The 26,751-nt window shown below is 62.8% G+C and carries 12 protein-coding genes; 5 read left to right on the top strand and 7 right to left on the bottom strand.

Annotated features, from left to right (window positions below):
- The first annotated feature begins 133 nt into the window (after window positions 1–133).
- Window positions 134–1,510 carry a sensor histidine kinase gene (locus GEV01_RS12840; protein ID WP_152804821.1) on the top strand — a complete coding sequence of 459 codons (1,377 nt, stop codon included), beginning with the start codon at window positions 134–136 and terminating at the stop codon, window positions 1,508–1,510.
- Here the strand turns inward: GEV01_RS12840 and GEV01_RS12835 are convergent.
- On the bottom strand, window positions 1,507–3,153 hold the full coding sequence (locus GEV01_RS12835) for an NAD(P)/FAD-dependent oxidoreductase (RefSeq protein WP_152804819.1): 1,647 nt from the start codon (window positions 3,151–3,153) through the stop codon (window positions 1,507–1,509). The genes GEV01_RS12840 and GEV01_RS12835 overlap by 4 nt on opposite strands.
- A gap of 1,217 nt (window positions 3,154–4,370) precedes the next feature.
- Here GEV01_RS12835 and GEV01_RS12830 point away from each other — a divergent pair.
- Entirely contained in the window at window positions 4,371–7,262 is a 2,892-nt protein-coding gene (locus GEV01_RS12830) for a TonB-dependent receptor domain-containing protein (RefSeq protein WP_235914347.1), read from the top strand.
- Between the two features lie 132 nt (window positions 7,263–7,394).
- On the opposite strand, the gene GEV01_RS12825 is transcribed toward GEV01_RS12830, so the two are convergent.
- Window positions 7,395–8,702, bottom strand: a complete 1,308-nt coding sequence (locus GEV01_RS12825) for an aspartyl/asparaginyl beta-hydroxylase domain-containing protein (protein ID WP_152804814.1) — start codon at window positions 8,700–8,702, stop codon at window positions 7,395–7,397.
- A gap of 145 nt (window positions 8,703–8,847) precedes the next feature.
- Window positions 8,848–9,573 (bottom strand): 16S rRNA (uracil(1498)-N(3))-methyltransferase, encoded by a 726-nt coding sequence (locus tag GEV01_RS12820; protein WP_152804812.1) that lies wholly within the window; start codon window positions 9,571–9,573, stop codon window positions 8,848–8,850.
- 142 nt (window positions 9,574–9,715) lie between these two features.
- On the opposite strand from GEV01_RS12820, the gene tkt reads away from it, so the two are divergent.
- Both tkt and gap read left to right on the top strand, forming a co-directional pair.
- Window positions 9,716–11,710 (top strand): transketolase, encoded by a 1,995-nt coding sequence (gene tkt, locus GEV01_RS12815; protein ID WP_152804810.1) that lies wholly within the window; start codon window positions 9,716–9,718, stop codon window positions 11,708–11,710.
- A 48-nt stretch (window positions 11,711–11,758) separates the two neighbouring features.
- Window positions 11,759–12,769, top strand: coding sequence for a type I glyceraldehyde-3-phosphate dehydrogenase (gap, locus tag GEV01_RS12810; RefSeq protein WP_008445703.1), 1,011 nt, complete (start codon window positions 11,759–11,761; stop codon window positions 12,767–12,769).
- A 66-nt stretch (window positions 12,770–12,835) separates the two neighbouring features.
- On the opposite strand, the gene GEV01_RS12805 is transcribed toward gap, so the two are convergent.
- The 4 genes from GEV01_RS12805 to glnE form a co-directional block, all read right to left on the bottom strand.
- Complete coding sequence (locus GEV01_RS12805; protein WP_152804808.1) at window positions 12,836–15,757, bottom strand: TonB-dependent receptor domain-containing protein; 2,922 nt, start codon at window positions 15,755–15,757, stop codon at window positions 12,836–12,838.
- A 143-nt stretch (window positions 15,758–15,900) separates the two neighbouring features.
- The gene (locus GEV01_RS12800; RefSeq protein WP_235914375.1) at window positions 15,901–18,720 is read right to left on the bottom strand and encodes a TonB-dependent receptor domain-containing protein; all 2,820 of its coding nucleotides are present in this window, start codon (window positions 18,718–18,720) and stop codon (window positions 15,901–15,903) included.
- Window positions 18,721–19,013: 293 nt separating this feature from the next.
- Window positions 19,014–19,475 carry a cache domain-containing protein gene (locus GEV01_RS12795; protein ID WP_152804804.1) on the bottom strand — a complete coding sequence of 154 codons (462 nt, stop codon included), beginning with the start codon at window positions 19,473–19,475 and terminating at the stop codon, window positions 19,014–19,016.
- Window positions 19,476–19,597: 122 nt separating this feature from the next.
- Window positions 19,598–22,435 (bottom strand): bifunctional [glutamate--ammonia ligase]-adenylyl-L-tyrosine phosphorylase/[glutamate--ammonia-ligase] adenylyltransferase, encoded by a 2,838-nt coding sequence (gene glnE, locus GEV01_RS12790; protein ID WP_175023063.1) that lies wholly within the window; start codon window positions 22,433–22,435, stop codon window positions 19,598–19,600.
- Window positions 22,436–22,551: 116 nt separating this feature from the next.
- On the opposite strand from glnE, the gene GEV01_RS12785 reads away from it, so the two are divergent.
- Complete coding sequence (locus GEV01_RS12785) at window positions 22,552–26,748, top strand: YhdP family protein (protein ID WP_152804800.1); 4,197 nt, start codon at window positions 22,552–22,554, stop codon at window positions 26,746–26,748.
- Window positions 26,749–26,751: the final 3 nt, after the last annotated feature.

Here is a 26,751-nt window from a genome sequence, read left to right as displayed (position 1 = left end):
CAACACTTTTGGCGGTTATTTCAAAAAAAGACGACTTATTTACACAAAAATACAAAGTTTTTGGTTGTTTATAGCTGAATCATGCTAAGCATGCGGCGAACGTTCAACCATGTTCATGCGAGCCGGGGATATGATGAGTGATGACAAGTTATTGGCCGAACAAGTGATGCCGCCACCGCTGTTCGGCGCCGAGGATGGCCGGGCGCTGGCCGAAGCGGCGTTGCGTTCGATCACGGCCTCGACCGCGCGGGTGCGCGGCGACGACTTCCTGCGCATCCTGGTGCACGACCTGGCGCGGGCGCTGGATGTCACCTATGTGATCGCCGGCCGGGTGATCGTCATGGAAGATGGCCAGGAGGGCATCCGCACGCTGGCGGTGTGGGGCGGCGCCGACTACCTGCCGAACATGGAATACAGCCTGCTGCACACGCCCTGCCAGGATGTCACCGACCAGAGCATGTGTTTCCACGCCTGCGGCATCCAGGCCGATTATCCGAAGGACACGCTGCTGGTCGACATGCGGGCGGAAAGCTATATCGGCATGCCGATGATCGATACCGAGGGCCGCACGCTGGGCATCCTGTCGGCCATCGATACCAAGCCGATGTCGGAGGACAAGCGCTTGCTGGCCCTGTCGCTGCTGTCGATCTTTGCCGCGCGCGGCGCCGCCGAACTGCAGCACCAGGAGCGCGAGCAGGTGCTGGAGCACAAGGTGCAGCAGCGCACCGAGGCCTTGCGGGCGGCGCAGACCATCTTGATCGAGCAGGAAAAGATGGCGGCGCTGGGCGCGCTGGTGGCGGGCGTGGCGCACGAGGTCAACACGCCGATCGGGGTGGCGGTGACGGCGGCGTCGACCTTGAGCAGCTATGCGGCCGAACTGGCCAAGTGCGTGTCGGGCGAGCGCGTCAGCCGCTCCGAGCTGGTGGCGACGGCCCAGCGCATGCAGGAGGCGGCCTCGCTGGTGGAGCGCAACCTGCTGCGCGCCGCCGACTTGATCGGCAACTTCAAGCAGCTGGCGGTGGACCAGGGCAGCTTGCACGTCACCACGCTGGCGCTGCTGGAGCATGCGCAGAGCGTGGTGTCGGCGCACGGCCCGGCCTTGCGCAAGTCGGGTATTTCAGTCGTGCTGGATATCGCGCCGGAGTTGCGGGTCCGGCTGGATCCGGGGCGCTGGTCGCAGGTGCTGTCCAACCTGCTGATGAATAGCGCCAAGCACGCGTATCCCAACGGCGGCCCCGGCGTGGTGACGCTGGGCGCGCGCATGGCGCTGGACGGCGGCGCGCGCTGGCTGTTGCTGGAGTTCGCCGACGACGGTGTCGGCATGACGAAGGAAGTGCGGGAGCGCCTGTTCGAACCTTTCTTCACCACCAAGCGCGGGCAGGGCGGCTCGGGGCTGGGCATGCACATCGTCTACACGATCATGCAGCAGATGGGCGGGCAGGCGGCGGTCGAGGCTTGCCAGAGCGGCAGCCGCATCAAGCTGCGGCTGCCGGCTCCGGAGCAGGCTTAAGGCTTGGGCTGCTGGTCGGCGGCCATCGACAGGGCTACCGCCTCGGCCACCTTGATGCCGTCGACGCCGGCCGACAGGATGCCGCCCGCGTAGCCGGCGCCTTCGCCGGCCGGGAACAGGCCGCGCGTGTTCAGGCTTTGCAGCGTGTCGTCGCGGCGCTTGATGCGGATCGGCGACGAGGTGCGCGTCTCCAGTCCGGTCAGCACGGCGTCGTGCTTGAAGTAGCCCTTGACCTGCTTGTCGAACGCCGGGAAGGCTTCGCGCAGCGCCGTCACGGCGAACTCCGGCAGGATGGTCGCCAGGTCGGTCAGGTGCACGCCCGGTTTGTACGACGGCACCACGCTGCCGAACTCGGTCGAGGCGCGGCCGGCGACGAAATCTCCCATCAGCTGGCCCGGCGCGTTGTAGGTGCCGCCGCCCAGTTCAAACGCTTTCTCTTCCAGGCGGCGCTGGAATTCGATGCCAGCCAGCGGGTGGCCCGGGTAGTCGACTTCCGGCGAAATGTTGACCACGATGGCGCTGTTGGCGTTGCGCTCGTTGCGCGAGTACTGGCTCATGCCGTTGGTGACGACGCGGCCCGGCTCGGACGCGGCCGCCACCACCGTGCCGCCCGGGCACATGCAGAAGCTGTAGACCGCGCGGCCGTTGGAGGCGTGGTGCACCAGCTTGTAGTCGGCCGCGCCAAGGATGGGGTGGCCGGCGTTGGGGCCGAAGCGGCAGGTGTCGATCAGCGATTGCGGGTGTTCGACGCGGAAGCCGATCGAGAACGGCTTGGCTTCGATGTAGACGCCGCGCTGGTGCAGCATCTCGAAGGTGTCGCGCGCGCTGTGGCCGACCGCCAGCACCACGTGGTTGGTGACGATTTTCTCGCCGCTCTCCAGCGTCAGGCCGCGCACCTGGCCGCCGTCCGGGCCTTGCTCGATCTCGATGTCGACCACCTTGTTTTCAAAGCGGTACTCGCCGCCCATCTGTTCGATGTTGGCGCGCATCTGCTCGACCATCTTCACCAGGCGGAAGGTGCCGATGTGCGGCTTGCTGACGTAGATGATTTCTTCCGGTGCGCCGGCCTTGACGAACTCGGTCAGCACCTTGCGGCCGTAGTGTTTCGGATCCTTGATCTGGCTGTACAGCTTGCCGTCCGAGAAGGTGCCGGCGCCGCCTTCGCCGAACTGCACGTTCGATTCCGGGTTCAGCTCGCGCTTGCGCCAGAAGCCGAAGGTGTCGACGGTGCGCTCGCGCACTTGCTTGCCGCGTTCGAGGATGATGGGACGCAAGCCCATCTGCGCCAGGATCAGCGCCGCGAACAGGCCGCAGGGGCCGGTGCCGATCACTACCGGGCGCGGGTTCTGGTCGTGGCCGGCCAGTTGCTCGCCGTGGGCGACGAATTTATAAGAGGTGTCCGGCGACGGCGTCAGGTGGGTGTCGTGGTGCAGGCGCTGCAGCAGGGCCGCCTCGTCCTTGACCTCGACGTCGAGCGAATAGATCAGCACGATCGCGGTTTTCTTGCGGGCGTCGTAGCTGCGTTTGAATACCGTGTAGCCGAGCAGGGCGTCGGCGGCGATGCCCAGGCGGGCCAGGATGGCGGCCGGCAGTTCGTCCTCGGTATGGTTCAGCGGGAGTTTGACTTCGTTTAATCGCAACATGGATAGCTTCCTGAGAGGGCGCTGTCTAGGCGCCATGGTCGGCGGGCCGGCGCGGCGGCGTTGCACGCCGCTACGGTCCCGTAAAGCCCCGTATTTTACCCGCAATGGCCGCCAATTGCAGCTATGTCGGCCTGGCTTGCCTTTTGAAATGCGGGAAAACGCCGACACGGCAAATATAAGACGCCGCACGGGTTATTGCGGAATATTAAATTCTGCCATGCAATGCGGCCGGGCCGGCCCGATTATCGCCCCGCAATTTGATGTTTTAAATACGGATAATTAAACGCCATTGTTTTCTTATTCCTCCGGTATTTAAATATTCAGATCGGGAATAACCAGTGGTAAATAATATGCGGCTATCAAGAAATCATGGACTGCATGGACAATTTCGTCCCAGGCAATGCACCTGATATTGCTTTTCGGTAATTATTCACAAGTAAACAATCGTCGTATTTGTTGTTAAAAGACGACTCGCACCAAAACGGCCAGCGGCTGCTTTTCATCCGCTCAAACCGGGGATTTAGTTTCTTTTTGGAACTTTTTTCAGGGCTGCCGAGTGCTCAAATAGACGCGATTCCGGGCAAATTGGATGTGCTTTGTTCTGGAAAGCGTGGCTTTTCCCTTGATTATCACCGGTTGACGCTTGACGATTGAAAATTTTGGTGTACTCACCAAGAGGGCTCCACGCTAGGACGGGAAACGTAGCAAGTTCGTTGCTTTGTTGTTTTTTGGTGAGTATTCCGTTATTTGATAGGAAATTAAAAGTGTGTTTTTGAAAACATTTTTCCGCGACGGGCGACGCGATACGAAGCACTGTTGTACGAAGGAGACATTCCGGAGGCTTGCTAAAAAAGAATTCTTTTGCGACTTGGAGTAGGCGCTTTGCCGCAACGCACCATACCGGTGCGGAGAATCTGAGGCGGCTGGAATGGCGTTCGGGAGTGTGTAAGGTTCGTTGACAATAGTCGAGTTGCTATGTTTTTATGAACAGCGGAAAAGTTTGGCTTTATTTCATCATTGATGACGCAGCGCCGATCTTTACCCGGGGCATTGAAAGGGCAGTTGCCGGGATTTGCAGGGTTTTATCCAGACTTTATGCAAAGCCGGTAGAGGTTAAACAAAGAAATGGGTCGTTTTTACAAGCTATCCAAAAGATGCCGTTAAACGTCTAATAAACACATCCAAGGGAATACAATATAATGATCAAGGAAACAGTATTGTCTCGCTCGATCCGCCTGATGTTCGTCGGCGGGATTGCGCTGGGTATGCACGCAGCTTCCGCGCAGCAAGCGCCGGACCAGCCGCTGCAAAAAGTTGAAGTGACCGGTTCGCGTATCCCGACGCTGAACACGGAAGGCGCCAGCCCAGTGACGGTACTGAGCGCCAAAGACATCAAGATCGATGGCGTGCGCAATGTCGAAGACATGCTCAACAACCTGCCGCAAGTGTTTGCTGCGCAGGGTGCCGCGATCTCCAACGGCGCCTCCGGCACCGCGACCGCCAACCTGCGTAACCTGGGTTCCGACCGTACCCTGGTACTGGTCAACGGCAAGCGTCTGCCAGCCGGTAGCGTGAAAGATTCCGCACCTGACTTGAACGAAATCCCATCCGGCCTGATCAAGCGCGTTGAAGTGCTGACCGGCGGTGCAGGCGCGGTGTACGGCGCTGGCGCGGTATCGGGCGTGATTAACTTCATCCTGCGCGACAACTTCGAAGGCGTGGAAGTCCAGGGCAATATCGCCGGCTTCAACCACAAGCAGCACAACGGTGTCGCTGACGTGGTGTCCAAGCGCGGCTTCGCAGTCCCAGGCAATGCCAACTTCGATGGCAAGACCAAAGACGCCAGCATCCTGTTGGGTAGCAACTTCGACAACAACAAGGGTAACGCCACCTTGTTCTTCACCTACAAAGAAACCGATGCGGTTCTGCAGGCGGCACGCGACTTCTCGTCGTGCGCACTGGCAGGCGGCGACCCTAACTTCACCTGCTCGGGTTCCGGCACCCAGGCCAGCGGCCGCGTAGGCGCCTTCACCAACGACGGCAAAGGCGGCGTACGCGCTTACTCCTCCGCCACCGACGCCTACAACTTCGGTCCGCTGAACTACCTGCAGCGTCCTTCGCAGATGTACGGCTTCAACGCCCAGGCTCACTACGACATCAACGACAAGGTTCGTGTTTACCAGGAATTTGGTTTCCACAACTACTCGACCGATGCGCAAGTAGCGCCAGGCGGTATCTTCTTCGGCGTGCGCGCCACCATCGCCGGCGACAACCCGATGCTGAGCGACGCATGGCGCACCGCGCTGGGCCTGACCAATTCGCCAACCTCGAAAACCACCGTCACCATCGGCAAGCGTAACGTCGAAGGCGGTCCACGTATCGACTCGATCAACGACAACTCCTTCCGTGAAGTGCTGGGCGTCAAAGGCGAGATCAACAACTGGTCCTACGACGTGTTCGGTCAGTACGCTCGCGTCAGCCACGCAGAGTCGAACACCAACTACTTCTCGCTGGCCAAGATCGCCAAAGCCTTCGACGTCGTCAACGTCAACGGCAAGGCAACTTGCGCGTCGGTCGTCAGCGGCGCCGATGCAGCTTGCGTACCGTACAACCTGTACGGCGGCGCCATCACCCCGGCCATGCTGAACTACCTGAACGCTTCGGGCATCAACACCGGTTACACCCAGCAGATCATCATGGGCGGTAACGTCGGTGCCGACCTGGGCGTGTACGGCATCAAGTCGCCATGGTCGAGCAATGGTATCGGCGTATCGTTCGGCGTAGAACGCCGTGCCGAGAAGCTGGTCTACCGTCCGGATGACACCACCCTGTCGGGCGACCTGTCCGGCGCCGGCGGCGCATCGCCACCAGTCGTCGGCGGCTACTCGGTCAAGGAAGTTTTCGCCGAGACCCGCGTTCCGCTGCTGGAGAAAAAACCGGGTGCTGATTCGCTGGATCTGTCGGGCTCGTTCCGTCGTTCCGAGTACAGCACCGACCACACCGCCAACACCTACGGTGTGGGCGTGGACTGGGCGCCAGTGGCGGACCTGGTACGTGTACGCGGCAGCTACCAGCGCGCCGTTCGTGCTCCGACCATTCCTAACCTGTACAACCCACAGTCGATCGGCAACGGCGGTCCTGCAATCGATCCATGCGAAGGCCCATCGCCTAGCGCTACCGCAGCTCAGTGCGCCAACACCGGCGTAACCGCTGCCCAGTACGGCAAGATCGAGAAAAACACGGCTAACCAGCACTCCAGCCTGACCGGTGGTAATCCTAGCCTGGCGCCGGAAGAAGGTACGACCTACACCGTGGGCCTGGTGCTGACCCCGATCAAGAACCTGACCGTGACCCTGGACGCGTTCAAGATCGACATCAAAAACACCATCTCCACCGTCGATCCTACCGTGGCTCTGACCCAGTGCCTGACCAAGGCAACCGCCAGCTTCTGCGCACTGGTCAAGCGTGACCAGTTCGGCAGCCTGTGGCTGTCGCCTAACGGTCCTCTGGGCTACGTTGCTGCAACCAACGCCAACATCGGTTCGGTCAGCACCTCCGGTCTGGACTTGGGCGCAGCGTACGTGATGCGCGCCAAAGACCTGGGTACGTTCAACTTCAACATCAACGGCACCTACATGCGTTCGTCGTCGGTTGAAAACGTCCCTGGCCTGGGTTCGTATGACTGCAAAGGCTACTTCGGTGCCACTTGCGGTACTCCAACCCCGGAATGGCGTCATAAAGCCCGCGTGACCTGGTCGACTCCTTGGAAATTCGACGTATCGGCCACCTGGCGCTATGTCGGTTCGACCAAGCAGGAAGGCTTCAGCACTGACGACCAGCTGTCGAACCGCGATGACAAAGGCGTGGTACAAGTGGCGCCGATCGAGTCCGAACTGGGCCGTCGTAACTACTTCGACCTGAACGTTCAGTACCCGATCACCAAGAAGATCAGCCTGAGCGCCGGTATCAACAACCTGTTCGACAAAGATCCACCGATCGTGTCGACCCTGGTTACGGCAGCTGCCGGTTCGGCTAACGGTAACGGCTACCCACAGGTTTATGACTCGCTGGGTCGCTTCATCTACCTGAACCTGACCGCACGCTTCTAATCTGATTAGTCGCTAGCGTTCACCAAAAAACGGCACCTTCGGGTGCCGTTTTTTTATGGCCGCGTGCTTTGCCTGGCGCCAGGCGAAAAAAAACGGCGCCCGCAGGCGCCGTCGTGGCGGAGCGCGCGGCCGTCAGAGGTCGAAGCCGCCCTGCTGGCCGCGGAAGCTGTTGATGCCGTCGGTCAGCGCGGTGATCATCGCGCGCTCGGCCTGCGACAGCTGCGGATGCCAGATGTCGAAGATCAAGACCACGCGCAGCTGCTCGCTGTCGTTCCAGGCTTCGTGCTCGATGGTGTCGTCGAAGACCCAGGCTTGGCCCGGCACCCACTCGCGCGTCTCGTTGCCGACGCGGAAGCCGCAGCCGGGCGGCACGATCAGAGGCAGGTGCGTCACCAGGCGGGCGTTGCTGACGCCGACGTGGGCGGGGATGCGGGTCTTGGGCTTGAGCAGCGAGAACATCGCGGTCGGCGTGCGGCCGGGCTGGTCGGGCTGCGGGGCGCCGCCCAGCAGCGCCATGGTGCGCGGGCACTGCGCGGCGTTGGCCGGCACCGGCACGCCATCCTTGAGCAGGTGGAAGGCGCTCCAGCGCGGCGAGTTGTTCAACTCGGCAAACTGGTTGTGCGGCACGTCGGCGGCGTAGGTCAGGTAGGGCGTGAAGCCGTCCTCGGCCTGCAGCACTTGCAGGAACTCGTCGCGGATGGCGTCGGTGCCGGCTTCGATCGCGTCCAGCCACGGGAATTGTTCGCGCGGCAGGAAGGCTTGCGGCAGCAGGCCGGGGTAGTGGTACATCATCGATTCGGACTCGTAGCGGCGCTTGCGGCGCACCATCAAGTCCACCGATTCGCGGAAGCGGCGCAAGTCTTCGCCGGCGTACTGCCGGTATTGCTGCTCAAGGAAGCGGTCCAGGAAGCGGCCGTAGCCGGCGTGGTACTGGTCGACATATTGCATCGCGTGCTGGACGGCGTCGCGCATGCCGGGGTCGAGCTGGTCGGCCGGCGGCGCCACCGAGGCCACCGCGCCATATACCGAGGCCGACTGGTGGGTGTTGCCTTGCCGTTCCAGCAGGTTGGCGCGCAGGATCAGCGCCACTATATTAGAGGGCTCGGCCACCAGTGCGTTGTGGATGGCGGTTTCTTCGGCTTTCTCGTCCTGCTGGCGCTGGCAGGCCAGCGCCAGGCTGATCCAGCTTTGCGGATCGTCGGGGGCGGCTTGCGCCAGGCGTTCGAAGGCGCGGCGTGCGGTGGCGACGTCGTTGTAGCGGAAGGCGCGCTTGCCCAGGGAGCTCAGGGCCAGCACATGGGCCGGTTGCAGCTCCAGGATGCGCGCCCACATGCGGCCGGCGTCATCTTCCTGGCCGGCTTGCGTTGCCCTGATGGCGGCCGCCTCCAGGGCGGCGATTTCAGCTTGCGCCGTATGCGGTGAGGGCGGGGAGGTGATCATTTCTGTGTTGGCGAGTTAACAGGGAAACTTTGTTGCCTGTCAAAAAATTATAGCCCGCCCACCTTGCCCCCAGAGGCAAGGGTCGCATGAAACTAGATCAAGTGTTGGAATTTTGCATCATTGCGTTACATTCCGCCGCACGATGTTACATGCCGCCCCACAGCCCGCTCAACACGGCCACGGCCGACAGGCCGGCGGTCTCGGTGCGCAGGATGCGCGGGCCCATCGCCAGCGGCAGGGCGCCGTGCTGGATCGCCAGGTTTTCCTCGGCGTCGCTGAGGCCGCCCTCGGGGCCGATCACCAGCGTCACCGCCTGCGGGCTCTGGTGGCGGGCCCAGTCGGCCAGCGACTGTTCGGCGCGCGGCGTCAGGATGATGCGGCGGTGCATGTCCTGCTGGGTGATCCACTGCTTGTAGTCTTGCAGCGGCGCCAGCTGGGCCAGGCGGTTGCGGCCGCTCTGCTCGGAGGCCGAGGCGATGATGCCCTGCCAGTGCGCCATCTTCTTTTCCGCCCGCTCGGCCGACAAGCGCACCACGCAGCGCTGCGCCGCCAGCGGCTGCACGCCGGACACGCCCAGCTCGATCGCCTTTTCGATGATCCAGTCCATCTTGCTGGCCTCGGGCAGGGCCTGGGCCAGCGTGATGCCGAATGGCAGCTCGACCTCGCGCGGCTGGTGGGTCTTGATCTCGACGCTGACGTGGCGCTTGCCGATATCGCTCAGCGTGGCGCCGTATTCGCCGCCTTCGCCGTTGAACAGCGTCACCAGCTCGCCCTGGGCCAGGCGCAGCACCTGGATGTGGTGGGCCACGGCCTCGGGCAGGCTGACGAGCTGGCCGATGGCCAGAGGTTGTGCGATATAAAAGCGGGGCATGCGCGAATCCGGTCGGTTTGAGTTCCGCAATTTTAAATGGTGGACGCCTCGGTCTGGTAAAATAATGGGTTCAGCAAGTGAGCAGCACCGACAGGCAGCATCCCATTGCCCCCAGTTTCCATACTTTCGTGATAGACCTACGATGACTTCTACGCTCCCAACCACCCAAATGGCTAACGCGATCCGCGCGCTGGCAATGGACGCCGTCCAGAAGGCCAATTCCGGCCACCCAGGCATGCCGATGGGCATGGCCGAAATCGCCGTTGCGCTGTGGAGTGGCCATTACAGCCACAACCCGGCCAACCCGAAATGGGTGAACCGCGACCGCTTCCTGCTGTCCAACGGCCACGGCTCGATGCTGCACTACGCGCTGCTGCACCTGTCCGGCTACGCGGTGAGCATGGACGACATCAAGTCCTTCCGCCAGATGCATTCGAAAACCCCGGGCCACCCGGAAGTCGACATCACCCCGGGCGTGGAAACCACCACCGGCCCGCTGGGCCAGGGTATCGCCAACGCGGTCGGCATGGCGCTGTCCGAGTACCTGCTCGCTGCCGAGTTCAACAAGCCTGGCTTTGACGTCGTCAACCACTACACCTACGCCTTCGTCGGCGACGGTTGCCTGATGGAAGGCATCTCGCACGAAGTGTGCGCGCTGGCCGGCACCCTGGGCCTGAACAAGCTGATCGCGCTGTACGACGACAACGGCATCTCCATCGACGGCAAGGTCGAAGGCTGGTTCACCGACGACACCCCGGCCCGTTTCGAAGCCTACGGCTGGAACGTGATCCGCGCGGTCGACGGCCACGATGTCGCCGCCGTCTCGGCCGCCATCGCCGCCGCCAAGACCTCCAGCAAGCCGACCCTGATCTGCTGCAAGACCATCATCGGCAAGGGTTCGCCTAACCTGCAAGGCGGCGACAAAGTGCACGGCGCCGCGCTGGGCGACAAGGAAATCGCCGCCGTCCGCGAATACATCGGCTGGAGCGCCGCACCGTTCGAAATCCCTGCCGACATCTACGCCGCATGGGACGCCAAGTCCGCCGGCGCCAAGCTGGAAGCCGACTGGGCCGCGACCTTCGCCGCCTACAGCGCGCAGTTCCCGACCGAAGCCGCCGAACTGACCCGCCGCATGAAGGGCGACCTGCCAGCGGCCTTCGACGCCGCTCTGGCCGCCGGCATCGCCGCCTGCGTCGACAAGAAAGAAAACATCGCCACCCGCAAGGCCAGCCAGAACGCCATCCAGGCGCTGGCGCCGGTGCTGCCGGAATTCCTGGGCGGCTCGGCCGACCTGACCGGTTCCAACCTGACCAACTGGAAAGAATGCATCGCGCTGCGTTCCGGCAAACCAGGCAACCACATCAATTACGGCGTGCGCGAATTCGGCATGTCGGCGATCATGAACGGCGTCGCCCTGCACGGCGGCTACATCCCGTTCGGCGCCACCTTCCTGACCTTCTCGGACTACAGCCGCAACGCACTGCGCATGGCCGCGCTGATGAAGCAGCGTTCGCTGTTCGTGTTCACCCACGATTCGATCGGCCTGGGCGAAGACGGCCCGACCCACCAGTCGGTCGAGCACATCTCGTCGATGCGCCTGATCCCCAACCTGGACAACTGGCGTCCATGCGACACCGTCGAATCGATGGTGGCATGGGGCGCGGCGGTCAAGCGCAAGGATGGTCCTTCGACCCTGATCTTCTCGCGCCAGAACCTGCCGTACCAGGAGCGCAGCGCCCAGCAGATCGCTGACGTGGCTCGCGGCGGCTACGTGCTGAGCGAAGTGGCCGGCGCCAAGGTCACGCTGATCGCCACCGGTTCCGAAGTCGAGCTGGCCGTGGCCGCCGCTTCCGCGCTGGCCGCGGAAGGCATCGCGGCGCGCGTGGTGTCGATGCCGTCGACCGATGTATTTGACCGTCAGGACGCCGCCTACAAGGCCAGCGTGTTGACCAAAGGCTTGCCGCGCGTGGCAATCGAAGCCGGCGTAACCGATTTCTGGTACAAATACGTCGGTCTGGAAGGCGCAGTGGTCGGCATCGATACCTTCGGTGAATCGGCTCCGGCAGGCGTGCTGTTCAAGCACTTCGGCTTCACGGTGGAAAACGTCGTGGCGAAAGTCAAATCTGTCATTGCATAATCTATAATTGCTTGTTGCATTACCTATTTTTCTAATCAGGAGCATAGTATGACGATCAAAGTTGCAATCAATGGCTACGGCCGCATCGGCCGCAATGTGCTGCGCGCTTTCTACGAAGGCGGCAAGAAACAAGACATCCAGATCGTTGCGATCAACGACCTGGGCGATGCCAAGTCGAACGCCCACCTGACCCGCTACGACACCGCCCACGGCAAGTTCCCAGGCACCGTGACGGTAGACGGCGACAATATGATCGTGAATGGCGACGTGATTCGCGTGTTCGCACAGCGCAACCCAGCGGAAATCCCATGGGGCGAGCTGGGCGTGGACGTGGTGCTGGAGTGCACCGGCTTCTTCACCACCAAAGAGAAAGCTTCGGCTCACTTGAAGGGCGGCGCCAAGAAAGTCATCATCTCGGCGCCGGGCGGCAAGGACGTTGACGCCACCATCGTGTACGGCGTGAACCAGCACGTGCTGAAGTCCACCGACACCGTGATCTCGAACGCTTCGTGCACCACCAACTGCCTGGCCCCGCTGGTCAAGCCGCTGAACGACGCCATCGGCGTGGAAACCGGCCTGATGACCACCGTGCACGCTTACACCAACGACCAGGTGCTGTCGGACGTGATGCACGAAGACCTGCGCCGCGCCCGTTCGGCCACCATGAGCATGATCCCGACCAAGACCGGCGCTGCCGCCGCGGTTGGCCTGGTGCTGCCTGAGCTGAACGGCAAGCTGGACGGTTTCGCGATCCGCGTGCCGACCATCAATGTGTCGCTGGTCGACCTGTCGTTCATCGCCAAGCGCGACACGACCGTGGACGAAGTCAACGCGCTGATGAAGGCCGCCGCTGAAGGCGCGCTGAAAGAAGTGCTGACCTACCAGACCGAACCGCTGGTGTCGATCGACTTCAACCACAACCCGGCGTCGTCGAACTTCGATTCGACCCTGACCAAAGTGTCGGGCCGCCTGGTCAAGGTATCGTCGTGGTACGACAATGAGTGGGGCTTCTCGAACCGCATGCTGGACACCACCGTTGCACTGATGACCGCCAAGTAATCTGCGCTACCAATAAAAAAAGCCTCCCGAGTCAAACCGGGAGGCTTTTTTACTTACGTCATACGATTACAGCGTACCGCGCACGCCCAGGTAGAAGCGGCGGCCGATCGGATCGTACACGCTGGCATTGGTTTCCGTGCCAGTGGTATTGCCAGGCAAGCCGCTGATGATAGGTGCCGGCTTGGTGTTGAAGGCATTGTCGATACCCAGGTAGAGCTCGATCTTCTTCGCCACGTCATAGGTGAACTGGAAGTCGTTGTAGGTCTTGGAACCCACTTTGACCGAACCCGGCTGCAGCTTGTTGGTGAGCAGGAACTGATCGTTCAGTGCGCCGGAACCCGTGTACGACGTCGTCATGTGGGCGCCGAACTTGTTCCATTTGTACGCCAGGTTGATGACGGCCTTGTTGCGGGCGTAACCGACTTCGCCGACGCTGTAGTCGCGGTCGGCGTCCGGCTGCGGACGCTCCCAGAAGTCCTTCAGGTAGGTGTAGGCGATGTTCGCGCTCAGGCGGCCAGGGCCGACGTAGTCCGACCACGATGCCGTGATGTCGATGCCTTCGGTGGCTTTGCCGCCGGAGTTCAGGTACAGGCTGTCGACATACTTCAGCGCGCCGACGCTGGAATCGCCGACGGTGGCGGTGCGGCGCGTGACGTACTTGCAGTAGGCCGCATCGCCGGTGTAACACTGGTTCAGCGTGTACTGGCGGTCCGACAGCAGGATCGCATCCGAGATCTTGATGTTGAAGTAGTCGGCCGTGAAGGTGAACTTGCTCAGCATCGGGATCGAGCGCGGGGTCAGCACCACACCGACGGTGGTCGAACGTCCTTGTTCCGCTTTCAGGCCCGGGTTGCCGCTGTCGTAGCCGCTGACGCCTTGCAGGTCGGGCTGGGTCAGCACGACCTTGCCGTTGGCCGCGATGTTGGCGCGCACGTAAGGATTGGCGCGGCAGCCGGCATCGTATTTGCCGGTCGAGGTGGCGGTCACGCCTTCGCACGGGTCGGACACGTCGGGGAAGGTCTGGCTAGGCGCGGTGTACAGTTCGTTGATGTTCGGCGCGCGGGTCGAGGTGGCGCGCGTCGCGCGGAACTTGATGTCCGAGGTCGGCGCCCATTCCAGGCCGGCGTTCCAGCTGTTGGTGTTGCCCACGGTCGAGTAGTGGCCGTTGCGGAAGGCGCCGTTGAAGGCCAGCGACTTGGCGAACGGCTGGTCTTTCAGCAGCGGCACGCGGGTTTCGAGGAAAAACTCGCGCACGTGGTAGCCGCCTTCGGTCGGCGGCAGCGCGTTGCCTGCGTTCAGGCCGGCCTGGGTCAGCGGATCGGGCACCGCGCTCGATTGCTCGTCGCGCCATTCGAAGCCGGCCGCCCAGCCGATCTTACCGGCCGGCAGGTCGAAGTACTCGCCGCTGATCGAACCGCCCGCCAGTTTCTGCGTGATCGAGGTGGTCAGCGAGCCTGGCGCGATCACGTATTTCAACGCTTCCGGGCTGACCGTGTTGTAGCCGAACAGATTGATCGGCACGCAACCGAAGGCGCGGGCGTTGGCGTCGGCGCAGATGGCGTCGGTGGTGCTGCCGTTGCGGTTGACGTCGTTGACGTCGGGGATGGCTTCCAGCGCATTGCGGAAGTTCAGCACATTGACCTGGCCCGACGAGTTTTGCGCTTCCTTGGTCTTGCCGTAGGCGATGTAGGTATCGTAGGTCCAGTCGCCGACGCTGCCCTTCAGGCCGGTGGCCAGGCGGAAGGTGTCGCGGTCGGCGGTCTGGGTGCGGCTGCCCACTTCGGACATGCGGCGCGTGAAGCTGTAGTCGCGCAGGCCGTCGCCATCCTTGTCGGTGATGCGGTCGTACAGGTATTGCGGCACCAGCGGATTGCGCACCGCCTTGCCGTTGACCATGGTCTCGGCCGGCACCAGGCCCTCCGAGGCTTTGTAGATATCGTCCGAACCCAGGCCGAACGGTTCGGTATTGGTGCGGGTCTTGGACGAGGCGAAGTTACCTTCGAAGAAGGCGCTGACCTTGTCGTTGATCGCATAGTTGCCGGTGGTGGCGAACAGGAAGCGCTCGGTCGGGATGGCGATGGTGCGGAAGGCCGAACGGTTGAAGCCGGTCGCGGCCTGGCCGTTGCCGCCGTTGACGTTCCACGGAATGATGTTGCCGGCGCGGTCGTAGGTGAAGTCCTCTTCGTCGCCGGTGAAGTGGCCCTGCGGCGCGAACGACGACAGGTTGGGAACCGGGATGAAGGCGTCGCTGGCCTTCTTGGTCTTGGGCAGTTTCGAGGTCTGGTCGTTGGCCGAGATGGCGCGGTCGCGCGAGAATACCGCGCCCTGCTTGGAGTAGCCGAAGTGGCCCATGACATTGCTGGCGCCGTCGGCGCTGGAGGTGCCGAAGGTCAGCGACAGTTTTTTCTTGAAGTCGTCGCCTTCCGAGCTGCGGCCGGTCGAGGCGTCGAACAGCAGGCCGTTGAAGTTGCGCTTCAGGATGATGTTGACCACACCGGCCACAGCGTCCGAACCGTAGGTGGCGGAGGCGCCGCCGGTCAGCAGTTCGACGCGTTCGATGAAGTCGGTAGGAATGGTGTTCAGGTCGACTGCGGTGTCGCCCGGCACGCCGGACACGAAACGGCGGCCGTTGACCAGCACCAGGGTGCGCGAATCGCCCAGGTTGCGCAGGTTGACGGTGGACACGCCGGCGCTGGAGGTCACGAAGTTCGAGTTGGTGCGGCTCAGGGTAGGCGTACCCATGGTCGGATTTTTCTGCAGCAGGTCTTGCAGCGTGGTCGCGCCCGAGGCGGCGATGTCGGCCGACGACAGGATTTGCAGCGGCGATGGCGATTCCGCACCCGGTGAAGAGATGCGGGAACCGGTGATCTGGACCTTCTGGATGCTGTCTGCGGCAGCTTCTTGCGCGTGGGCGGCCTGTAAGCCGAGCGCCAGTCCGCCGACGCAGATCATGCGTACGGAACGGGATAACGTTGTTTCTTTGAGCATTGCCAACTCCTCCAATTTTTATCAGTACTGCAAATTGTCGGAAAAACATTTTTTCCGATCTGCTAATATATTTGGCGAGTGGCATTTTTGTAAACATAAAATGGCAATACGGTCAAAAAAACAATGTTGCTGTTCCTTTTACGCTACAAGCTGACGCGCAAGCCCAGATAGTAGCGCCGCCCGATCGCATCGTAGGTCGAGGTGTCGGTCTCGGTGCCGGTCTGGTTGCCGGGCAGGCCGCTGATGATGGGCGGCGCCTTGGCGTTGAAGACGTTGTCCATGCCCAGGTAGAGCTGCAGCGATTTCCTCAGGTCGTAGGTGAACTGGAAATCGTTGTAGGTGCGCGAACCCACGCCCACTGTGCCGGGCGGGATGCTCAGGCTTTTCAGGAACTGGTCGTCCAGCGACACCGGGCCGGTGTAGGTGGCAGTCCAGTTGAGGCTCATGGGCCCCCATTTGTAGGCGAGGTTGAGGCCGGCCCGGTTGCGCGGGGCGTTGGTGTTGGCTGCCGTGATCTCGCCGACATCGACGTTCTTTTCCGCCTCCGGCGTCGCCTTCTGCCACAAGTCGCGCAGCCAGGTCCAGGCCAGGCGGGCGCTCAGCTTGCCGGGGCCGACCTGCTCCGCCCACGAGGCGGTGAGGTCGACGCCCTCGGTGCCGAAGCCGCCGCTGTTGGTGGCGGCGATATTGCTGTAGCGGATGGAGCCGGAACTCAGGTTGCCGACCGCGGCTGGACGGCGCGTGATGAAGCTGCAAAAGGTTTGATTGTTCTGGTTGTAGCATTGATCCAGCGCATATTGGCGGTCGGTACTGACGATGGCGTCGGCGATCTTGATGGTGAAGTAGTCGAGTGTGAAGGTGAACTTGCGCAATATCGGCACCGAGCGCGGCGTCACCACCAGGCCTATCGTCGTGGAACGGCCTTTTTCCGCCTTGAGGTTGGGGTTGCCGCTGTTGTAGCCGCTGATACCCTGCTGGTCGGCTTGATTTAACGTGAAAATACCGCCATGTGCGTTCATATTGGCCGCAACTCCCGGCGCATTGCGGCAATTGGCGGCCAGCGCGCTGGTGCCGGAGATGGCCACGCCTTCGCAGGGATCGACCAGCCCGGTCGGGAAATCCTGGCTGGGCGCCTGGAACAGCTCGTTGATATTCGGCGCCCGCGTCGATTGCGCGCGTGTGCCGCGCAGCTTGATGTCGCTCGTGACACCCCATTCGAGGCCGGCGTTCCAGCTGTTGGTGCTGCCGACGGTGGAGTAATCGCCATGGCGCACGGTGCCGAGGAAGCTCAGGTCGCGGGCATAGGGCAGGTCTTTCAGCAAGGGCACCCGGGTTTCGACAAACACCTCGCGCACCAGGAAGTGGCCGAAGGTGGGCGGCAGGGCATTGCCGGCGTTCAGGCCGGACTGCGTCAGCGGATCGGGCACGGCGCTGGATTCCTCGCTGCGCCATTCGAAGCCGGCGGCGATGCCGATGCGGCCGGCGGCCAGGCCGGGCAGTTCGCCGGTGACGGAGCCGCCCACCAGTTTCTGGGTGATCGCGGTTTCCAGCGAGCCGGGCGCGGTAACGTACTTGAGCGCCGCCGGCGAGATGCTGTTGTAGCCGAAGATATTGATGGGGACGCAGCCCTCGGCCACCGCGTGCGTGTCGCGGCACACCGGCGTGCCGTCGGCGCCGGGGATGGCTTCCAGCGCGTTGCGCAAGCTCATCACGTTGACCTGGCCGGTGGAGTTCTGCGCTTCCTTGGTCTTGCCGTAGCTGAGGTAGGCCTCGTAGCTCCAGTCGCGCACCGTGCCTTTCAGCCCGGTGGCCAGGCGGAAGGTGTCGCGGTCCACGGTCGAGTGGCGCGGGCCGAATTCGGACAGACGGCGGGTGAAGAAGTAGTCCGGCAAGCCGTCGCCGTCGGTGTCGCTGATGCGGTCATATAAATACTGCGGCACCAGCGGATTCTTGACCAGCACGCCGTTGACCATGGAGGCGGCCGGTACCTGGCCGCTGGGCTTGTACACCTGGTCCGAGCCCAGGGGGAAGGGTTCGATGTTGGTGTCGACCTTGGACGAGGCGTAGGTACCCTCGAAAAACGCGCTGTGCTGGTCGTTGAACGCCCAGTTGCCGTTGGTGGCGAACAGGTAGCGCTCGGTCGGCACGGCGATCAGGCGGTAGGCCGAGCGGTTGAAACCGGTGGCGCCGGCGCCGCTGCCGGCCGCGCCATTTTGATTCCACGGGATAATGTTGTTATTCGTGTCATAGGTGAAATCCTCGCTGTCGCCGAAGAAATGGCCTTGCGGCGCGTAGCCGGAAAAGTTGGGCCGTTTGGCGACGAAGGCCAGTTCCGGGTGGCCCTTGGTGATGGCCGAGGTCTGGTCAATGGCCGACGCCGCCCGGTCGCGCGAGTACACCGCGCCCTGTTTCGAGTAGCCGAAATGGCCCATGACATTGCTGGCGCCGTCGGCGCCGGTGGTGCCGAAAGTCAGCGCCAGTTTCTTTTTGAAGTCGTCGCCTTCGTTGCTGCGGCCGGTTTGCGCATCGAATAAAAGGCCATTAAAGTTTTTCTTCAAAATAATATTCACCACGCCCGCCACGGCATCCGATCCATAGGTTGCGGAAGCGCCGCCGGTTAATAACTCAACCCGCTCGATAAAATCGGTGGGTATTGTGTTGAGGTCGACAGCAGTATCTCCGGGCACGCCCGAAACAAAGCGCCGGCCGTTCATTAATACCAGAGTGCGGGAATCGCCGAGGTTTCTTAAATTAACTGTCGATACGCCGGCGCTCGAAGTCTGGAAATTGGAATTGCTGCGGCTGATAGTCGGCGTGCCCATGGTGGGGTTTTTCTGCAATAAATCCTGCAGATTGGTGGCGCCGGACGCGGCAATATCCATCGAGTTTAATATCTGCAAAGGCGAGGGCGATTCCGCCGCCGGTGACGCAATGCGCGAACCGGTGATCAATACCTTCTGCATCGGTTCGGCAGTTTCCTGGCTGATGGCGGCTTGCGTGCCCAGCGCCAAGCCTCCGGCGCAAAGCAGACGTATCGAGCGGGCGAGCGAGTTTTCATTGTTCATTATCCGACTCCTAGGGGTGGTCGCGGTTATTTTTGAAATGTCACCGCTTATAGACTGACTAGGCTGCCGAAGAGTTCCCCGTGGACGTAAGCTCGTTTTTGGCGTTTACATGTCAATAATTGGCACGATCACAGAATGAAGACAAAAAAAAACCGGGACATCGTCCCGGTTTTGTGTGCGTGCGGCAGGTTTTATTTGTAGATGCCGGAGCCGACCAGCATGTCGTCGACTTTTTCAATATAGCCGGATTTGGCTTCCACCGCCTTGGTGACCGGATTCGGCCATTTGAAATCAACCCAGCCTTTACCTTTGCCTTTGGCGAGGTCAACCATTTCTTTAATCATTGGTTTGCCTTCATTATCCTTGAGGGTAATCAAAGGTTTTCCAACCATTTTAGGATTATTGCCGTGAGCTAAAGCCACGCCATTTAAATCGTACACATAGATATACAGATCGCGGTCATGGAAAGTCGTATTGGCCGGATCGGAAATCGCCGAAAAGGCTTTTTCCTTGCCATCGGATTTAATCAGGGCAACCGCTTTTTTAACCATGGCGACGGCTTCGTCGGGAGTGCCCTTGTCGGCGGCCAGGACGGTCGATGACATGGCAAACATGCTTAAGCTTAACGCTGCGGCACCGAATAATGCTTTCATACCATTTCTCCTCTTGAGTAAAATTGCGACGGCGCTGTGCGCTCTGATGATTGTGTTTTTCAATATTACTGTAGTTAATGAGTTTAACTCATGGTGCTGGCAATTTAACAAATGAACCGTTGTTATGTGGCAACATTGCCATCGAATATGCTGCGCCATAAAGCCAGCACATGGGGCGCATGCGCGGCCACCAATTGCGGATCGATGCGCGCCAGGTCCTGGCCTTGCAGGCGCAGCTGGTGTTGCAGTTTGCGCAACTGGCGATAGGCGTCGCCGACCCTGGCCGCCAGTTCCGCGTCGATCAATCCCAGCTCGCCGCACATTTTCAAAAGTGCAATATTGCCGAAATTGGCGGTCAACTGCGGGTAGGCCGCAGCGTGCTGCAGGATCAGGAATTGCACGATGAATTCGATGTCGATCATGCCACCCGGATCTTGTTTCAGGTCGAACAGTTCGGTGTGGTTGGGCTTGGCGTCGACCATACGTTTCCGCATTGCAATGACTTCCTGCTTCAGCGGACCGTCGACCGGACGTTCCTTGCGCAGCACCGCCTGGCGGATTTCCTCGAAGCGCAGGCCGATGGCGGCGTCGCCGGCGCAGAAGCGGGCGCGGGTCAGCGCCTGGTGCTCCCACACCCAGGCCGAATTGCTCTGGTATTTCTCGAACGCCGATACGCTGGACACCAGCATGCCGCTGGCGCCGTCCGGCCGCAGCGCGGTGTCGATGTCGAACAGGATGCCGGCCGAGGTGTGCGATGTCATCCAGGTAATAAAACGCTGCGCCAGCTTGGCGTACTGGGCCGGCGCTTCCTGGTCGCTGTCGTCGTACAGGAAGATCACGTCCAGGTCGGACACATAGCCCAGCTCCTTGCCGCCCAGCTTGCCGTAGGCGATCACCGCGAACTGCGGCACTTCGCGGTGGCGCGTGGCCACCGTCTGCCAGATCGCCTTGATGGCGGCGGCGACGATGGTGTCGGCCAGCGCCGACAGGTGGTCGGCCAGTTTTTCCACCGTCAGGTCGCCGGCCAGGTCTTGCGCCAGCAGGTGGAACAGCTGGGCGTGGTGGATTTCGCGCAGGATATCCATTTGCCGCTCGGTATCGCCCAGCGCCGAGGCCAGCTGGGTTTCCAGGTCGGCCGCCAGCGCCACCGGGTCGAACACGGCGTTGCGGACGCGGTCGTCCAGCAGCTCGTCCAGCAGGATGGGATGCTGGCTGAGGAATTGCGCCGCCCAGCCGCTGGCGTGCACCATGCGGATCACCCGCGCCAGCGTGTGCGGGTACTCGGTCAGCAGCGACAGATAGGCCGAACGGCGCGCGATGGCCTCCAGGAAGTCCAGCAGCCGGCCCAAGGTGGCTTGCTGGCTGCCGCCGCTCGATTCGCGCGAGCACTGGATGATGATGGGTAGCGCGGTGTTGACCAATCCCAGCAGGCGGTTGCGGCTGGCCTCGGGCATCGATTGCAGGCGCGGCGCCTGCCAGGTCGAGATCAGCCGCTTGGCCGCGCCCTCGGGATCGTCGAAGCCCAGCGCGGCGAAGCGCGACACCATGGCTTCGCGGTTGTCCGGATCGGCGCACTCGTTGCTCGATTGCGGATCGATGTCGTTGTCGCTGTTGCTGGTCTTGTCCGAGAACATTTCATCGAACTGGCCGGCGACGAACTGGCGGTGCGCCTCCAGCTGGGTCAGCAGGGTGGCGGTGTCGGGCAGGCCCATCATCTCGGCCACCAGCAGGCGGTCGGCGTCGTTGGCCGGCAGCGTGTGCGTCTGGGCGTCGTCCAGGTATTGCAGGCGGTGCTCCAGATTGCGCAGGAAGGTGTAGGAAGCCAGAAGTTGATAGACGATGGCGTGGCTTAGCAAACTTTTTTCGGCGATGATGCGCAGCGTGGTGCGGGTCGAGCGGTCGCGCAGGGCGGCGTCGCGCCCGCCCCGTATCAGCTGGAACACCTGGGCCAGGAATTCGATTTCGCGGATGCCGCCGCGCCCCAGCTTGACGTTGTTGCTGCGGTCCGGGTGCAGCCGCTCCTGGCGGTTGACCTCGGCGCGGATCTGCGCGTGCATATTGCGGATGGCGTCGATCACGCCGAAGTCCAGGTAGCGGCGGAACACAAAGGGCCGCACGATGGCGTCCAGCGCGGCGATATCCTCGGGCTGGCCGGTGACGGCGCGCGCCTTGACCCAGGCGTAGCGCTCCCACTCGCGCCCCTGGACGATCAGGTATTGCTCCACCATGTTCAGGCTGGCGGCCAGCGGACCGGAGCCGCCGTTTGGCCGCAAAGCCATATCGACGCGGAACGTGTAGCCATCTTCCGTGATCTCCGCCAAAGCGGCGATCAACTTCTTGCCCAGGCGGACAAAGAACTCGTGGTTGGACAGGCTGCGCTGGCCCGGCCCGGCGACGGTATCGCCATCCTCCGGGTAGACGAAGATCAGGTCGATGTCGGACGAAACATTGAGCTCGCCGCCGCCTTGCTTGCCCATGGCCAGCACCATCAGCTGCTGCGGCAGGCCGGAATCGCGGCCGATCGGCGTGCCGTGGGCCGCCACCATTTCCGCGTGCAGCTCCTGCATGTGCCGCTGGATGGCGAAATCGGCGAAGCGCGTCATGGTCTCCACCACCTCGGCCAGATTGGCTTTGCCGCCGAGGTCGCGGCGTATCAGCACGCACACCAGCAGGTTGCGCAGGCGGCGCATGGCGCGTACCAGCGGCAGCGGCGGGGCGCCTTCCGGCACGTTGGCCGCTTCTTTTGCTAAATAATCAGCAAGATTAATCTGGGCAAGCGATAATTGCGCTAAATCATCAGCCTTGGCGGCGCGGTCGGGAGCGGCGGCCAGCCAGCGCTGGTAAAAACGTGAAACGGTTGGTGCAATCATTGGCGACGTGTTTCCTGAAGCAGTTGTGACGGCGGTTGATCGGTAGCGGCGCGTAACCCACTGTAAAGCATGTAAAACCGGTGCGTCCAGGCCATAAGTGGCGCTGGTTTGCACAGGTGATGCGGTAGAATTGCTGCGCAGGCATAAAAGCTTGAAACCGAGTTTAGCGATTTATTTGACGCATGGCCTGATTTATTAGCTTATTGATGCAAAAACCAGAAGAGGAGACTGTGACAGGCGAGGGGCCTTTGGCCGCGCGCTGGCACCGGCTGCGTGCCGCCTATCGCATCTGCAACCTGGCCACCCATCATGTGCTGGGCTTCACGCTCAAGCTGTTCCTGCTGCTGTACTTCGCCTTCGCCATCCTGTTCCTGACGCTGCGCTACGCGGTGCTGCCGAATATCGACCACTACAAGGGCGATATCGAGCGTGCGGCCAGCCAGGCGGTGGGCAACCGCGTCACCATTTCCCGCATCTACGCTTCCTGGAAGGGCTTGCGTCCCAGCCTGTTCCTGGGCGACGTGGTGCTGCACGACCAGCAGGGCAAGCAGGCGCTGGCGCTGCCCAGCGTGTCGGCCACCGTTTCGTGGTGGAGCGTGCTGGCCGGCGCCGTGCGCTTCGACGCGCTGGAGCTGGTGCGGCCCGAGCTCGACGTGCGGCGCGAAGCCGATGGCCGCCTGCTGGTGGCCGGCATCTACATCGATCCCAACCGTCCGAGCGATGGCAAGGGCGCCGACTGGCTGCTGTCGCAGCGCGAAATCGTCATCCGCGAAGGCCGCCTGCAATGGACCGACCTGCAGCGCGCCGCGCCGCCGCTGGCGCTGGACGGCCTGACCATCGTGCTGCGCAACCAGTGGCTGCATCACCAGTTCGCGCTGAAGGCGACGCCGCCGTCGGCGCTGGCCGCGCCGCTGGACGTGCGCGCCGACTTCACCCATCCGGCTTTCGGCGCGCGGGTGTCCAATGTGTCGATGTGGAAGGGCGAGGTCTACGCCGACATCCGCGGCACCGACCTGCTGGCCTGGAAACCCTGGCTGGACTTCCCGTTCGAACTCAATAGCGGCGGCGGTTCGCTGCGCGCCTGGGTAGGCATCGACCAGTCGCGCCTGACCGGCTTCACCGCCGACGTCGGCCTGCGCGATGTGTCCGCCGTGCTGGGCAAGGAGCTGCCGCTGCTGGACCTGCGCCAGCTGACCGGCCGCATCGCCGCCCGCGAAGAAGTGTCGGCCACCGCGCCGCTGGTGAAGCGGGGTGCGCTCAAGCCGCGCTTCGGCGCGCTGGGCCACAGCATCGAACTGAGCAACCTGACGCTGACCACCAGCGACGGCCTGGTGATGGCGCCGACCTCGCTGTCCGAACACTATACCGCCGCCAGCGGCGCCAAGCCGGAGCGCTATGAAATCCGCGCCCGCCAGCTGGACCTGCAAACCATGGCCGGCCTTGCCGAGCGCCTGCCGCTGACCGAGCACCAGCGCAAGCTGCTGGCCGATTTCGCGCCGCGCGGCCTGCTGCAAAACTTTTCCGCCGAATGGCAGGGCGCGTATCCGGCGCTGCAATCCTACCGCGTCAAGGGCGACCTGGTCGGACTGGGCCTGAAGCCGCAGCCGCCGCGCCTGGCGCAGGCCAAGACCGCGAAGTCGCCGGCCATCGCCGCCATGCCCGCCATTCCCGGCTTCGACAACCTGAGCGGCTCCATCGATGCCAGCGACCAGGGCGGCAGCTTCAGCCTGGCCTCGCAGCAGCTGGTGCTGCAGATGCCGGATTATTTCAGCGAAGCGTCGATGCCCTTCGACCATCTGAACCTGAAGGCGCGCTGGTCGTTCGAGCCGGACAACCAGCTGCTGCTGCAGATCGACAGCATGGACTTCCTGCAGCAGGGCCTGAGCGGCACGCTGCAAGGCACGCACAAGATGCCGCTGGCCGGCAAGGGCGCAGGCAATATCGACCTGACCGGCACGCTGAACGGCTTCCAGCTCAACCGCATCGACAACTACCTGCCGATGCAGACCCCGCACGACCTGCGCGCCTGGCTGACCGGTGCGCTCGAAGGCGGCGTCGCCAGCGACGTCACGCTGCGCCTGCGCGGCGACCTGGCGCACTTCCCCTTCCACGGCGACACCGGCGCCGACAAGGCGCGCGGCGAGTTCCGCGTGGCCGGCAAGCTGACCGAGGGCAAGCTCAATTATTCGCCTAGCCACTTCCTGCACGACGGCAAGGAGCTGGGCAAGGACGGCAAGCCGCTGCCGCTGTGGCCGCAGGCCGAGCACATCAAGGGCAGCTTCGTGTTCGACCGCGCCCGCATGGAAATCCGCGGCGACACCGCCACCACCGGCGGCGTCGCGCTGTCCGGCGTGAAGGCGGTGATCCCCGATTTGACGATCCACGATTCGATGCTGGAAATCGACGGCAACGCGGCCGGCCCGATGCAGGAATACCTCAAGTACATGGCCGTCAGCCCGGTGCTGGAATGGATCTCGCACTTCACCGACGAAACCCAGGCCACAGGCAACGCCAAGCTGGCGCTGAGCCTGCGCCTGCCGCTGTCGCACCTGATCGACGCCAAGGTGCAGGGCGCGCTGCAACTGATGAACAACGACATCGTGCTGATGAACGATCTGCCGCCGGTGCAGGCGTCGCAGGGCAAGATCGAATTCAACGAACACGGCGTCAACCTGAACCAGCTGTCGGGCACCTTCCTCGGCGGCCCGGTCAGCATCACCGGCGGCAGCCAGAAGGACAATTCCATCGTCGTCAAACTGGGCGGCATGCTGACGGCCGAAGGCTTCCGCAAGAATTATCCGATGCCGGCCATGCAGCGCCTGGCCAGCCACTTCTCGGGCGCCACGCGCTACACCGGCACCGTCACCGCGCGCGACCACCAGGTGGTGGTGGCGGTCGACTCCACGCTCAACGGCCTCGGCATTGAACTGCCTGCGCCGGTCAGGAAGGCCGCGCCGGATGCATTGCCTGTGCGCTTCGTGCTCACCAGCGCGCTCACGCCGGATGCTGCCGGCGCCGTGCACGACGACATGCGCATCGCTTTGGGCGGCAACATCGCCGCCCGCTACCAGCGCCAGAAGACCGGCAAGACGCCATGGAAGCTGGTGCGCGGCGGCATAGGCGTGAACACGCCGGCGCCGGAGCCGGACAGCGGCATGGCCTTCAACATCAGCCTGCGCGCCTTGAATGTGGACTCGTGGCTGGACTTCGGCACCGAGATCGCCGGCAAGGCCGACACCGCGCCATCCGCCACCGACGGCGCCGACATCGCCCAGTACGTGATGCCGGACACCATCGCCGCCCGCGCCAGCGAACTGGTGATCGGCGACCGCAAATTGGAAAACGTGGTGGTCGGCGTCAGCCGCCAGAAATCGGTGTGGCAGGCCAGCGTCGATTCCAGCCAGGCCAACGGCTACCTGACCTGGAGCGAACCGTCGACCGGGCAGGGCCTGGGCAAGGTGACGGCCCGCCTGTCGTCGCTGGTGATCCCGGAGTCGGCCTCGAAGGATGTGCAGGAACTGTTGGACGGCAAGAGCGCGGCCGCCACCATCCCGGCGCTGGACGTGGTGGTCGAGCGCTTCGAACTGTTCAACAAGCAGCTGGGCCGGCTGGAACTGCAAGCCAACAATGCGCAGCTGTCGAATGCGCGTGAGTGGCGCATCAGCAAGCTGTCGCTGGCCAATCCGGACGGCGAACTGCGGGGCACCGGCAAGTGGGTGACCAAGGATGGTGTGCACACCACCGGCCTGAACTTCAATCTCGACATTGCCGACGCCGGCAAATTGCTGGACCGCTTCGGCTTCGCCGGCACGCTGAAAAACGGCAAGGGCACGCTCAACGGCGACATCGCCTGGAAGGGCTTGCCGTATGCGCTGGACCTGCCCAGCCTGTCCGGCGACATCAAGCTCAACGTTGAAAAAGGCCAGTTCCTGAAGCAGGATCCGGGCGCCGCCAAGCTGCTCGGCGTGCTCAGCCTGCAAGCCTTGCCGCGCCTGCTCAAGCTGGATTTCCATGATGTGTTTTCCGACGGCCTGGCGTTCGACGGCATCACCGCCAACGCCGCCATCAACCACGGCATCGCCAAGACCGACAACTTGAAAATGCACGGCGTCGCCGCCACCGTGTTGATGGACGGCAGCGCCGACATCGCCAACGAAACCACCAACCTGCATGTGGTGGTGATACCGGAAGTGAATCTGGGCACGGCGCCGCTGGTGTATGCGCTGGCCGTCAATCCGGTGATCGGCCTGGGCAGCTTCCTGGCGCAGCTGTTCCTGAGTGCGCCGGTGATGAAGGCCTTGACCTATCATATGCAGGTGACCGGGCCATGGAAGGCGCCGGTCGTCACCAAGCTCGATGCCTCCAAAGTGGAGCCGCCGCCCGCCGCCAAGGGCATGCACTAATTG

It is taken from the genome of Rugamonas rivuli (assembly GCF_009380165.1).
GTDB lineage: Bacteria > Pseudomonadota > Gammaproteobacteria > Burkholderiales > Burkholderiaceae_D > Rugamonas > Rugamonas rivuli.
Note: the sequence above shows the minus strand (reverse complement) of the source record. Positions and strands in the feature narration are given on the sequence as shown.

Coding starts and splice junctions, on each gene's coding strand:
- GEV01_RS12840 (WP_152804821.1), top strand. CDS start 134: ATGAGTGATGACAAGTTATTGGCCGAACAAGTGATGCCGCCACCGCTG.
- GEV01_RS12835 (WP_152804819.1), bottom strand. CDS start 3,153: ATGTTGCGATTAAACGAAGTCAAACTCCCGCTGAACCATACCGAGGAC.
- GEV01_RS12825 (WP_152804814.1), bottom strand. CDS start 8,702: ATGATCACCTCCCCGCCCTCACCGCATACGGCGCAAGCTGAAATCGCC.
- GEV01_RS12820 (WP_152804812.1), bottom strand. CDS start 9,573: ATGCCCCGCTTTTATATCGCACAACCTCTGGCCATCGGCCAGCTCGTC.
- tkt (WP_152804810.1), top strand. CDS start 9,716: ATGACTTCTACGCTCCCAACCACCCAAATGGCTAACGCGATCCGCGCG.
- gap (WP_008445703.1), top strand. CDS start 11,759: ATGACGATCAAAGTTGCAATCAATGGCTACGGCCGCATCGGCCGCAAT.
- GEV01_RS12805 (WP_152804808.1), bottom strand. CDS start 15,757: ATGCTCAAAGAAACAACGTTATCCCGTTCCGTACGCATGATCTGCGTC.
- GEV01_RS12800 (WP_235914375.1), bottom strand. CDS start 18,720: ATGCAGAAGGTATTGATCACCGGTTCGCGCATTGCGTCACCGGCGGCG.
- GEV01_RS12795 (WP_152804804.1), bottom strand. CDS start 19,475: ATGAAAGCATTATTCGGTGCCGCAGCGTTAAGCTTAAGCATGTTTGCC.
- GEV01_RS12785 (WP_152804800.1), top strand. CDS start 22,552: ATGCAAAAACCAGAAGAGGAGACTGTGACAGGCGAGGGGCCTTTGGCC.